Consider the following 10,912-nt stretch of genomic DNA (forward strand, 5'->3'; position numbering starts at 1 on the left):
CGCTCAGCGGACTGACTGAAGGGACGCACGATACGTTTTATGCCCGCTCGACCAGCGCTTTACGCATCCCCGTTGGCATAGGGTTCCTGGCATGACGCGAGAGCCGTACCCGACCGCACGACGCGGAGAAACCACTGACAACCTGCACGGAACACCCGTGCCCGACCCCTATCGGTGGCTTGAGGACCCCGATGGTCCCGAAACCAAGGGGTGGCTGCTCGCGCAGGCCGAGCTGTTCAGCCGGGAGCGGGGTCCGCAGCGGTTCAAGAGCCGCATCGCTGAGTTGCTCAGGTCGGGCTCGGTGGGCGTGCCCGCGTGGCGCGGCGGGCGCCACTTCTTCTCGCGCCGCACCCCCGACCAGGAGCACGCCGTCTACTACGTCGTCGAGCCCGACGGCACCGAGCGGGCGCTGATCGACCCCATCGCCATCGACCCCTCCGGCCTCACCACGCTCGACGCGGCGCAGCCCGACAAAGAGGGCCGCCTGCTCGCCTACCAGATCTCGGTGGGCGGCAACGAGGAGTCGGTCCTCTACGTCCTGGACGTCGCGACGGGGCGGCGCATCGAGGGGCCGATCGACCGCTGCCGCTACTCCCCCGTCGCCTGGCTGCCCGGCGGCGAGGCGTTCTACTACGTACGCCGGCTGCCGAGCAGCGAGGTGCCGGAGAACGAGACGCAGTTCCACCGCCGCGTCTACCTGCACCGGGTCGGCACCTCGACCGAGGACGACGTGATGATCTTCGGGCAGGGCCTGAAGATGACCAACTACTACGGCGTCTCGGTCTCGCGTGACGGGCGCTGGCTTCAGGTGTCGGCGCACGAGGGCACCGCGCCGCGCAACGACATCTGGCTGGCCGACCTGACGGAGTCCCCCGTCGACCGGCCTGAGCTGCGGGTGGTGCAGGAAGGTGTGGACGCGCAGTCGGCGCTGGTGTTCGGCCGCGACGGCCGCCTCTACGTCCACACCGACCGTGACGCGCCTCGGGGCAGGGTGTGCGTGACCGACCCGGCCGCGCCGGCGTTCGAGACCTGGCGCGACCTTGTCCCCGAGGACCCCGAGGCGGTGCTGAGCGACTTCGCGATCCTCGACGACCTGGAGCGCCCGGTCATGCTGGTGGGCTGGACCCGCCATGCCATCAGCGAGATCACCGTGCACGACCTCGAGAGCGGCGCGCGCGTCGGCGAGGTGCCCACGCCGGGTCTCGGCACCATCGGCGGCATCGCCGAGCGTCCGGAGGGCGGCCACGAGGCGTGGTTCGGCTACACCGACAACACCACGCCGCCCAGCATCCAGCGGTACGACGCCCGCACGGGCGAGACCTCGCTCTGGGCCGCCTCCCCCGGCGCGGTCGAGGTGCCGGAGGTGCGCACCGAGCAGGTCGTCTACCAGTCCCACGACGGCACCGACGTCCGCATGCTGATCATCTCTCCGGCCGGCGAGGCCTCCGGGCCGCGCCCCACGATCCTCTACGGCTACGGCGGCTTCGGCCTGTCCATGACGCCCGGCTACTCCGCCTCGATCCTGGCCTGGGTGGAGGCGGGCGGCGTCTACGCCATCGCCAACCTGCGCGGCGGCGGCGAGGAGGGCGAGGAGTGGCACCGCGCGGGCATGCTGGCCGGCAAGCAGAACGTGTTCGACGACTTCCACGCGGCCGCCGAGCACCTCATCGCCACCGGCGTCACCACCAAGGAGCGGCTCGGCATCTCCGGCGGCTCCAACGGCGGCCTGCTCGTGGGCGCCGCGCTGACGCAGCGTCCCGAGCTCTACTCCGCCGTCGTCTGCTCCGCGCCGCTGCTCGACATGATCAGGTACGAGAAGTTCGGGCTCGGCGCCACCTGGAGCGTCGAATACGGCTCGGCCGACGACCCGGAGCAGTTCGGCTGGCTGCGGGCCTACTCGCCCTACCACCACGTCAAGGAGGGGGTCGCCTATCCCGCGACGCTCTTCACCGTCTTCCAGTCCGACACGCGCGTGCACCCGATGCACGCGTGGAAGATGTGCGCGGCGCTGCAGCACTCGACGACGAGCGAGCGTCCCGTGCTGCTGCGCAACGAGACGGAGGTGGGCCACGGCGCCCGTTCCGTGAGCAGGACGGTCGACCTGTCGGCCGACACGCTGACCTTCCTGGCACGGCACACCGGCCTGTAGCCTCGCCACCATGAGCGCGCTGGGGCTTGCCATGGTCGAGGCCGCCCCCAGCGCGTTGCTGCGCCCCTACGTGACGCACCTGTGCGCCTACAGCGAGCGCTACGCCGAGCCGGTGACCAGGTCCGAGGTGGCGATGCCGGCGGCCGTGCTGATCCTCGGCTTCGGCACGCCGATGGAGGTCCAGGGGCAGCGGGTCTCGGCGTTCACGGGCGGCCTCGGCGACCGCTTCACCGTCACGCGCACGACGGGTCCTGCGGAGGGCGTACAGGTGTTCTTCACGCCGTTCGGGGCGCGCCGCCTCTACGGGTTGCCGATGCGGCAGCTGACCAACCGGGTGGTGCCGGTCGGCGACCTGTTCGGGGCGTGGGGTGACACCGTGGTGAGCAGGCTGGCCGAGACGCCGTCCTGGCGTGACCGGCTGGCGCTGGCCGACCGGCTGCTGTGCGAGCGCATCCTGTCCGGCCCTGAGCTGGGTCCCGAGCTGCCGTGGGCCTGGGCCAGGCTGCTGGAGTCGGGCGGCGGCCTGAGCGTGTCGTCGCTGGCCGACTCGCTCGGCTGGAGCCATCGCCATCTCGTCGCCCGCTTCCACGACCAGATCGGGCTCACGCCCAAGGCGGCCGCGCGGGTGATCAGGTTCGGCAGGGCGGCGCGGCTGCTGCGATCGGGCCGTTCCATCGCCCAGGTGGCGGCGGAGTGCGGCTTCTACGACCAGGCCCACATGAACAGGGAGTTCCGGGTGCTGGGCGGCACGACGCCCGGTCAGATTCGTCCAAGACCAGGGTCCGCGCAGCGGGCAGCCTGGGACGTATGAGCAGAACCGTCTACGCACAGGCCAGATACCACGACTGCCAGGCCGCGCTCGACTTCCTGATCGCCGCGTTCGGGTTCGGGGTGCGCGAGGTGTCCACGAACGACGAGGGCGCCGTCGACCACGTCGAGCTGCTCGTCGGGGACGACATCGTCATGCTCGGCCGGGGCAGGCCGGGCGGGCCGGGCATCTACATCGCGACCGACGACGTCGACGCCCACCACGACCGCGCGAAGGCCGCGGGGGCCACGGTCACCATGGACCTGGTGGACCAGCCGTACGGGTCGCGCGAATACGCCTGCACGGACCCGCAGGGCAACACCTGGTACTTCGGCACCTACCGGCCCTGACGCCGACGCTGACGGGTTCTGTCGGTGGCGCCTGTCACGATCCGGGACATGACCAACGATCCGCTCGCCCCCTACCGCTGGCTCCAGGCCGCCGACGGCGACCCGGCCAACCCTCTGGGCGACATCTACTGCGTGTCCTTCTTCCGGGGCCTCGGCCCCGCAGAGGTGCTGCGCCGCTTCGGCCACGATGGGCCTGCCGGCAGGGAGATGAGCTTCGACGAGCTCAGCGAGCAGGTGCTCGCGTTCGTCGAGGAGACCGACGGCGGTGACGGCGGCGGCTACGTGGGCGTGGTCCCGGCGGGCGAGTGGTGCGTGGCGATCGAACTGTGGGGCTGGACGGCGGCGTTGACCGAGGCGCTGACGCCGTTGTCGAAGGGCTGCGAGGTGGTGGTCGTCTCGCGGCACGACTACGCCGAGGACGACTTCGCCTACGCCGTCGACGGCGACGTCGTCACCTCCTTCAGGCCGATCATGCCGAGCGAGCGGCACGGCAGCGACCGGCTCGACGCGCTGATGCGCGAGGTGGGGCTGACCCCTGAGGAGGCCGCCGACGGCTGGGAGGCCCAGTGGCAGGACCTGTCGGCCAACGGCCTGGCCCGGGCGTTCCTGCTGGCGGCCCGCATCACCGGGGTGGAGTTCACCGCCGGCCTGCTGGCGGGCCCGCTGCTCGTCGGCGCCATCGGCACGTTCTAGGAGCGCTCAGCGGGGGAAGACGACGGTCTTGTGCCCGTCGAGCAGCACGCGCTGCTCGGCATGCCACGTGACCGCCCTGGCCAGCGCCACACACTCCACGTCACGCCCGATGGCCGCGAGGTCCTCGGGCGAGTGGCTGTGGTTGACCCTGGCCACCTCCTGCTCGATGATCGGCCCTTCGTCCAGGTCGGAGGTCACGTAGTGGGCCGTGGCCCCGATCAGCTTGACCCCGCGGTCATGAGCCTGGTGATAGGGCCTGGCTCCCTTGAACGACGGCAGGAACGAGTGGTGGATGTTGATGGCGCGGCCCGCGAGCTTCTCGCAGAGCTCCTCCGACAGCACCTGCATATAGCGGGCCAGCACCACCAGGTCGACCTGATAATGCTCGACCAGCGCCAGCACCTCGGCCTCCTGCCTGGCCTTCGTCTCTGGGGTGATCGGCAGGTGGTGATAGTCGATGCCGTGCGCCTGCGTCAGGGGGCGCAGGTCGGGATGGTTGGAGGCCACCGCGACGATCTCGATGTCGAGCGACTTGGCCCGCACCCGGTAGAGCAGGTCGTTCAGGCAGTGGTCGAACCTGCTGACCATGATCAGCACCCGCGGCCTCCTGGCCACGTCGCGCAGCCTGAACTCCATGGCGAAGTCGGGCGCGAGCGCGGCGAAGGCGCCGGTGATCTCGTCCTCACCCAGCGGCCCGGCGAACTGCACGCGCATGAAGAACCGGTGCGCGGCCCTGTCGCCGAACTGCTGGCTCTCGATGATGGTGCATCCGCGCGCGGCCAGCAGGCCGGAGACGGCGGCCACCACACCGGGCCGGTCGGGACACGACAACGTGACAATGTACTCGGCGTACTGGGCGGGATCGGTCATGCCTTCACTCTCGCGGGGCGTGGGGTCTGCGGGCGCCTTGCGGTCGGTGTGGGCAGCGTACAACCGGGGCGGCCAGGTCCGAGAGTACCTGCCGCGGAATGTACGGCCGGAGCGGCGAAGTGTCCGGTCACCAGCGGTTGAGCAGGGGTTGACCCCACGGGCTTCGGCCAGGCGAACACTCTGATACCTGGAGCTTCATCCATCTTCCACACGAACACGGGTAGTTCGTGTTCATCGAGGAAAGACTGTATGCGGGGGTCACGGGGCAGTCGTCTTTCCGCCATGAGTGCCGTGAGTGGATCGAGCGGGCCCCGCCCTGGCAGGGCGGGCCGGAATGGAGCGCTTGCCGTTGGACGCCGTCGTGCTGATCGTGGTCGCGGGTCTGTTCGCCGTCGTCTCCGGGGTCAACGACGGCGGAGCCGTTCTGGCGACGGGGCTCAAACTGCCCACGGTCCGCCCGGCGACCGGCGTGCTCGTGCTGGTGCTGATGGTGGCGTTGGTCCCGCTGGTCACGCACCAGGTGGCGCTGACGTTCGTGACCCGGCTGGCCACCTTCGACGAGCCGGGCGGGCGGCTCGCGATGACGTGCGCGGTGGTCTCGTCGCTGGCCGTGGTGACGGTGCTCAGCGCGAAGGGCCGGCCGACCAGCCTCACACTCGCCGTCGTGGGCGGTCTCACGGGCGCGGGGCTGGGCTGGGGGCTGCCGGTCTCGGCCGGATCGGTGGGGCTGGTGCTGGCGTTCGGGCTGGCGGCGCCGTTCGCCGGAGGGCTGCTGGCCTGGGTGCTCATCCGGGTCCTGGTCTCGGTGACCACGGCTCGCGGGCTGCCGCGCTGGCACTGGGCGGGGTTCCTGCTGCAGACCCTCGCGTACGCGGCCAACGACGGGCAGAAGATGCTGGCCGTGTTCATGATCGCGCTGGGCTTCTCGGACGCGCCCCTGGCGTACACGTCGCTGGTGGCGCTCCTGTTCGGTCTCGGCACCCTGTACGGCCTGCCCAGGGCGGGCCGTACGCTCGGCCGCGAGATCATCGCCTCCCGCCCCCCGCACGGAGTCGTGGCCGAGTTGGCCGCGGGCACGGCGGTGGTCGCCTCCGCGGCCGTCGGCATGCCGGTGAGCATGACCCAATCCATCGCCGGCGGGCTCATCGGCGCGGGCGTCGCCCAGGGCGGCGGACGGGTCCGCTGGTACGCCGCCGTCAAGATCGTTGTTGCCTGGTTGCTGACCCTGCCGGCGAGCGGGCTGCTCGGCTGGGTGCTGGCGTCGATGGTGAAGGGGATCGCGAGCGTGGAACTGTCATGAACGAAAGGGCGAACGGTGGAGCGCGGTTGCGCATGGAAGGCGGCCGGACGGTGAGACGGCTGCGGCGGATCCGCGATCTCATGACCGGCCGGATGGACAGCGCGCTGACGGAGGCGCTGCTCGGCCAGCTGGAGGCCACCAAGGAGGGTGCCTGGCTGGCCATGGCCATGATCGGCGGAGAGGTGGGCAGGACGGGCGCGCACGAGCAGATGCGCGCGATCGAGCACCTCGGCGACGAGGAACGCGCCCGGCTCGTCGACGAGCTCAAGACGGCCCTGGTCACCCCCATCGACCGGGAGGACCTGTTCAGGTTGTCACGGTCGATCGACGACGTGCTCGACTCGCTGCGGGACTTCGTCCGCGAGTCGCATCTCTACCGGGTGCCCGACCAGATCCGTTTCACCCCGCTGCTCGACCAGGTCATCGTCGGCATCGACGCCCTGGAGAACGCCGTGCGCGACCTCGCCTCCCGGCCCTCTGTCGTGGTGCAGGACGCGCTGGAGGCGAAGAAGGCGGGCGGGGCCATCCGGCGCATGTACCAGTACGAGATCTCGCGGATCTTCTCGGGAGAGCTGACCGCGGACGCGATGAAACAGCGGGAGCTGGTGCGCCGGCTGGAGATCGTGGGCGTGTCCATCGGCGACGCGGCCGACGCGATCGCGGACGGCGCGATGAAGCGGTGAGGCGCCGCCCTTGACGAAGCCCGGCACTGATCTTCCCGCGGTTGGTTGCCCGCCCCTGCGCCGCCGGGCTCCACTGTGAACATGGCCGTCGAACGTCCTCGCGTGGCGGTCGACCGTCCTCCGGCGGACGACCGCGTGCTGACCGGCGTGCTCGGGCCGTACGTCGAGTGGGTGGGGGCGGAGGAGACCGACGTGGACGGCCGCGTCGCCGTCGGCGCCATGGGCGGCGCGGGTGACGCGGTTGGCGACGGTGGTGACGGCGGCGACGGCGGTGACGCGGGCGACGCGGGCGACGCGGCGCTACCGCTGATCGTGGCCGGGAAGGACGCGCGGGCGCTGGCGCACTTCGCGGAGCGTGTCTTCGCGCACGCCAGGCTGCGCGCGGCGCTGGCCGGCAGCGGGCGGGCGCGCGACCTGATCGGGTTCCACACCCGGCACAAGATGCAGGTGCTCGCCCACGATCCCGCGCGATACCGCTTGGCCGGGCGCGTGGTGGCGCAGGCCGGTGTGCGCCCGCCCGCCGCGGTGGCCGCCGAGTACGCCGAGGTCTTCCGGCGGGCCCTGGCCACCCCCGCCACCGTCGGCAAGAACGTCAACGTGCTGCAGCACTGTCTCGGCATGCTCGGCCTCGACCCCGCCCGGCGGGACGAGGCGCTGGCCGCCATCGACGCCTACCAGGCGGGCAGGGCGCCGCTGCGCCTTCCCGCCGCGTTGCTGCACCGGCAGGCCACCGGGTACGTGCGCGACCAGACGTACTTCGTGCCCTACCCCGACGGGCTGCGGGACGCCTTGGATAGTCTCGTGCCGGATGAACACCGAGGACATCAGTGACCGCCCCGCGGCGCGCGTGGTCTGCCTCGACCGAGACGGCCGGGTGCTGCTCATGCACTGGTACGACCCGGTCGGCCGGACGGACGTCTGGGAGCCGCCGGGCGGCGGCATCGATCCCGGCGAGACGGCGCTGGAGGCGGCCAGGCGTGAGCTGACCGAGGAGACCGGCCTGCCGGGCTCGGCCGTGAGCGGCAGCTGCGTCGAGGTCGGACGGGACTTCTCGTGGCTCGGCGTACGCTACGTCAAGACGGAGCCGTTCTTCCTGGCGGTCTTCGACGAGGCCCGTCCCGAGGTGGCGCCCAAGGCGCTCACGGAGGAGGAGCGCCACGTCTTCCGCGGCTACGCCTGGGTCGAGGAGCTGCCCGTGGGGGTCGAGCCTCCGCGGCTGGCCGAGGTCGTGGCGGCGCTCACGGCAGTTCCACGGTGACGCCCGCGGCGGCGACGGCGAGCGGGCCGTCATAGGTCGTGGCGGCGGCCTCCAGCGCGGGCTGGGGCGGGGTGTCCGGCCACAGGTGAGTGAGCAGCAGCCGGGCCGCGCCGGCCGACGCCGCGGTGCGGCCCGCGTCGAGGGCGCTGGACAGGTAAGGCGCATCCTCATCCGGCACCCCTTCCGGATAGGTCGCCTCCGCCACCAGCAGGTCCGCGTCCTTCGCCAGCGCCACCAGCGAGCCGGACGGGCCCGTGTCGCCGGTGTAGGCGATCACCCGGTCACCGGCGCTCAGCCGCAGCCCCGCGTTGGGCACGTGGTGCGGCAGGTCGAACGGGTCGAGGCGGAAGGGCCCGAGCCGCCGCGGCACGCCCGGCGCCAGTTCGTGCGCCACGAAGCTGCCGGCCAGCATGCGCCGGTTGTCCAGCGCCAGCACGGCGTCGAGTGCGCCGGGCGGGGCGTGGACGGGCAGCGGAGGAACGGGCCGGCCGGCGAGCGCGCGGGCGCGCAGCAGCGGGTTGAGGTCGGCGCAGTGGTCGGGATGGCCGTGAGTGACGATCACCGCGTCGACGTCACCGGCCGGCCACCGCTCGAGCAGCCGGGGCAGCGTGGCGTAGCCGGGGTCGACGTAGACGGTGAAGCCCTCCTCCTCGACGACGTAGCCGCTGCACGCCTGACCGGCCGCCGGCCAGGCGCCGCACCCGCCCAGAACGGTGAGCCTCATGCCGCGCCCGCCGACGTATGGCCCAGCTCGGCCAGCGTCGCAGCCAGCAGCCCGCGCAGCACCGTGCCCGCCACCTTCTCGTGCGCGGCCTCCACGGACACCCCCTGGTTCACCTGCTCCTGGTAGAGCGCACGCTCCCGCGTGCCGGTGTGGGGCAGCGCGGTCATCGCCACGGCCACGGTGGTGCGCGTGCCGCCCCTCGGCAGAACGGTCACGGCGTGGGTACGCAGGCACGTCTCGTCGGGGGCGCCGTACCAGCCGCACTTGACCGCCGCCTCCGGCGAGCGCGCCGCCTCGCGTGCGCCGAACGTCTGCGGCCCCTCGACCTGCCGCATCCACTCCATGACGGTCGCCGCGGCAGGGTCGCCCGCTGCACCGGCCTGGGCGAGCACCGCGTACGCGGTCGCGACCTCGTCGGCGGCCACCTCGACCGAGCCGAACCTGGACGGGTCGCCGTTCGGCGGTGACCAGGCCACGCCCGTGCGCCGGCGGATGTCCTCGAGGATGACGCCGGGGCCGATGGCCAGCCACAGGTGGAGCGTGTCGGCGTTCGACGAGATGACGACGGCGGGCTCGGCGTGGCGGCGCCACCGCTCGGCGTCGGCGACGTGGTCCGCGCTCACCCACGCGTACAGGGGCTTGAGCAGGGAGGCGCAGCGCAGGCGCGTCAGACCTGACCTGACGCTCACCTGGCGCGCGGGCGGCCCGCCGTAGCCGCGCCTGATGCCCGCGGCCTGGACGCTGGCGCTGACATCGAGGTCGCGGAGCAGCTCGTTGAACGACACGCACCCCACCGTAGACCTACGGTGCGCTGCCCCATCGCCCTTCGTACCACTCGACGCTCGGCGGTTCGCCGGGCAGCGTGGTGGCGCCGGGCGCGCGCAGGCCGTCGAGTGCCGCCTCGGCCTGCCGACCGCGTCTGTTCGTGGGGTCCGGAAAATTGCGGAGCGGATCGCTCCGTTATAGTGGACGGAGCGGATCGCTCCGACAAAGGAAGGTTGTGGCATGCGCGCGGTAGTGGTGCGGCAGAGCGGCGGGCCGGAGGCACTGGTCCTCGAGAAGGTGCCCGACCCGGTCGCCGGGCCCGGCCAGGTGCTGATCGAGGTCATGGCGGCCGGCATCACGTTCGTGGAGACACAGGTACGCGCCGGTCGCGGGCCGCGGCCCGCCGCACTGCCCGCGATCCTGGGCAACGGCGTGGCGGGCACCGTGCTCGCCACCGGAGAGGGCGTCGACCCCGCGCTGGCCGGCACGCGGGTCGTGAGCACGCTGGGCGGCTACGGGGGGTACGCCGAGCTGGCGGTGGCCGGCGCCGGCGACCTCATCCCCCTGCCGGAGAACCTGTCGCCCGAGACGGCGGTGGCGCTGCTCGCCGACGGGCGCACCGCCGTCGGCCTGGCGACCGCCGCCGCGCCCAGGCCCGGCGAATGGGTGCTGGTGGAGGCCGCGGGCGGCGGCGTGGGCAGCCTGCTCGTGCAGCTCGCCCGCGACGCGGGGGCCCGCGTCGTCGGCGCCGCGAGCAGCGCCGCCAAGCGCGACCTCGCCGCGGGCCTGGGCGCCGAGCTGACCGTCGACTACACCGACCCCGGCTGGACGCGGCCGGTCCGCACGGCCACCGGCGGGCTGGACGTGGTCTTCGACGGCGTCGGCGGCGAGATCGGGGCGGCCGCGCAGGGGCTGCTCAAGGACGGCGGCAGGCTCAGCGTGTACGGCATGGCGGGCGGCCCGATGACGACGCCCGACCCGCGCGTCACCGCGGTCGCCTGGCCCGCGACGGACCTGCGCGAGCTGTCCCGGCAGGCACTCGACCTGGCCGCGGCCGGCCGCCTGCGGCCCACGATCGGCGCGACGTTCCCTCTGGAGTCGGCCGCCGAGGCGCACGCCGCCATCGAAGCGCGCACCGTCACCGGCAAGACCCTCCTCCGCCCCTGACGGTTCCGGAGCGACGCGGTGGCGCGGGCGGGCCGGCCGCTGTCAGGCGCCGTACCGCACCACGGCCACGACCAGCGCCACGGGCACGAGCGCGACCACCGCCAGCACCGCGGCCACCCGCCACTCCCGTGCCACCCCCTTCTCC

At 72.6% G+C, this 10,912-nt stretch carries 12 protein-coding genes; 9 read left to right on the forward strand and 3 right to left on the reverse strand.

What is annotated here, in order from left to right:
* The first annotated feature begins 91 nt into the window (after positions 1–91).
* Genes E1295_RS19760 through E1295_RS19775 form a run of 4 tightly spaced genes read left to right on the forward strand, consistent with a single transcriptional unit; the run spans position 92 to position 4,000 of the window.
* Positions 92–2,149 carry a prolyl oligopeptidase family serine peptidase gene (locus E1295_RS19760; protein WP_132631804.1) on the forward strand — a complete coding sequence of 686 codons (2,058 nt, stop codon included), beginning with the start codon at positions 92–94 and terminating at the stop codon, positions 2,147–2,149.
* A gap of 10 nt (positions 2,150–2,159) precedes the next feature.
* Positions 2,160–2,960, forward strand: a complete 801-nt coding sequence (locus E1295_RS19765) for a helix-turn-helix domain-containing protein (protein WP_132631805.1) — start codon at positions 2,160–2,162, stop codon at positions 2,958–2,960.
* A complete protein-coding gene (locus E1295_RS19770; RefSeq protein ID WP_132631806.1) occupies positions 2,957–3,307 on the forward strand; it encodes a VOC family protein in 351 nt (116 codons plus the stop codon). The genes E1295_RS19765 and E1295_RS19770 overlap by 4 nt, the downstream gene beginning before the upstream one ends.
* A 48-nt stretch (positions 3,308–3,355) precedes the next feature.
* On the forward strand, positions 3,356–4,000 hold the full coding sequence (locus E1295_RS19775) for a DUF6461 domain-containing protein (protein ID WP_132631807.1): 645 nt from the start codon (positions 3,356–3,358) through the stop codon (positions 3,998–4,000).
* A gap of 6 nt (positions 4,001–4,006) precedes the next feature.
* Here the strand turns inward: E1295_RS19775 and purU are convergent, their stop codons facing one another.
* Complete coding sequence (gene purU / locus E1295_RS19780) at positions 4,007–4,870, reverse strand: formyltetrahydrofolate deformylase (RefSeq protein WP_132631808.1); 864 nt, start codon at positions 4,868–4,870, stop codon at positions 4,007–4,009.
* A 343-nt stretch (positions 4,871–5,213) separates the two neighbouring features.
* On the opposite strand from purU, the gene E1295_RS19785 reads away from it, so the two are divergent.
* The 4 genes from E1295_RS19785 to E1295_RS19800 all read left to right on the forward strand — a co-directional run bounded on the left by E1295_RS19785 (position 5,214) and on the right by E1295_RS19800 (position 8,111).
* Positions 5,214–6,170, forward strand: coding sequence for an inorganic phosphate transporter (locus tag E1295_RS19785; RefSeq protein WP_246080146.1), 957 nt, complete (start codon positions 5,214–5,216; stop codon positions 6,168–6,170).
* Positions 6,167–6,853: a DUF47 domain-containing protein gene (locus E1295_RS19790; protein WP_246080147.1), complete on the forward strand. Its 687-nt coding sequence runs from the start codon at positions 6,167–6,169 to the stop codon at positions 6,851–6,853. The genes E1295_RS19785 and E1295_RS19790 overlap by 4 nt, the downstream gene beginning before the upstream one ends.
* An 81-nt stretch (positions 6,854–6,934) precedes the next feature.
* Positions 6,935–7,684, forward strand: coding sequence for a DUF1722 domain-containing protein (locus tag E1295_RS19795; RefSeq protein WP_132631809.1), 750 nt, complete (start codon positions 6,935–6,937; stop codon positions 7,682–7,684).
* Positions 7,662–8,111 (forward strand): NUDIX domain-containing protein, encoded by a 450-nt coding sequence (locus E1295_RS19800; protein WP_132631810.1) that lies wholly within the window; start codon positions 7,662–7,664, stop codon positions 8,109–8,111. The genes E1295_RS19795 and E1295_RS19800 overlap by 23 nt, the downstream gene beginning before the upstream one ends.
* Here E1295_RS19800 and E1295_RS19805 read toward each other — a convergent pair.
* Together E1295_RS19805 and E1295_RS19810 are read right to left on the reverse strand one after the other, a co-directional pair.
* Positions 8,092–8,835, reverse strand: coding sequence for an MBL fold metallo-hydrolase (locus tag E1295_RS19805; protein WP_132631811.1), 744 nt, complete (start codon positions 8,833–8,835; stop codon positions 8,092–8,094). The two genes, E1295_RS19800 and E1295_RS19805, sit on opposite strands and share 20 nt — an antisense overlap.
* On the reverse strand, positions 8,832–9,620 hold the full coding sequence (locus E1295_RS19810; RefSeq protein WP_132631812.1) for a hypothetical protein: 789 nt from the start codon (positions 9,618–9,620) through the stop codon (positions 8,832–8,834). Before E1295_RS19810 ends, E1295_RS19805 begins: the two co-directional genes overlap by 4 nt.
* Positions 9,621–9,840: 220 nt before the next feature.
* On the opposite strand from E1295_RS19810, the gene E1295_RS19820 reads away from it, so the two are divergent.
* On the forward strand, positions 9,841–10,767 hold the full coding sequence (locus tag E1295_RS19820) for a zinc-binding dehydrogenase (RefSeq protein ID WP_132631813.1): 927 nt from the start codon (positions 9,841–9,843) through the stop codon (positions 10,765–10,767).
* The last annotated feature ends 145 nt before the right edge of the window (positions 10,768–10,912 follow it).

This window comes from Nonomuraea mesophila (genome assembly GCF_004352805.1).
In the GTDB taxonomy this organism is placed as follows: domain Bacteria; phylum Actinomycetota; class Actinomycetes; order Streptosporangiales; family Streptosporangiaceae; genus Nonomuraea; species Nonomuraea longispora.

Coding starts and splice junctions, on each gene's coding strand:
- E1295_RS19760 (WP_132631804.1), top strand. CDS start 92: ATGACGCGAGAGCCGTACCCGACCGCACGACGCGGAGAAACCACTGAC.
- E1295_RS19765 (WP_132631805.1), top strand. CDS start 2,160: ATGAGCGCGCTGGGGCTTGCCATGGTCGAGGCCGCCCCCAGCGCGTTG.
- E1295_RS19770 (WP_132631806.1), top strand. CDS start 2,957: ATGAGCAGAACCGTCTACGCACAGGCCAGATACCACGACTGCCAGGCC.
- E1295_RS19775 (WP_132631807.1), top strand. CDS start 3,356: ATGACCAACGATCCGCTCGCCCCCTACCGCTGGCTCCAGGCCGCCGAC.
- purU (WP_132631808.1), bottom strand. CDS start 4,870: ATGACCGATCCCGCCCAGTACGCCGAGTACATTGTCACGTTGTCGTGT.
- E1295_RS19790 (WP_246080147.1), top strand. CDS start 6,167: ATGAACGAAAGGGCGAACGGTGGAGCGCGGTTGCGCATGGAAGGCGGC.
- E1295_RS19795 (WP_132631809.1), top strand. CDS start 6,935: ATGGCCGTCGAACGTCCTCGCGTGGCGGTCGACCGTCCTCCGGCGGAC.
- E1295_RS19800 (WP_132631810.1), top strand. CDS start 7,662: ATGAACACCGAGGACATCAGTGACCGCCCCGCGGCGCGCGTGGTCTGC.
- E1295_RS19805 (WP_132631811.1), bottom strand. CDS start 8,835: ATGAGGCTCACCGTTCTGGGCGGGTGCGGCGCCTGGCCGGCGGCCGGT.
- E1295_RS19820 (WP_132631813.1), top strand. CDS start 9,841: ATGCGCGCGGTAGTGGTGCGGCAGAGCGGCGGGCCGGAGGCACTGGTC.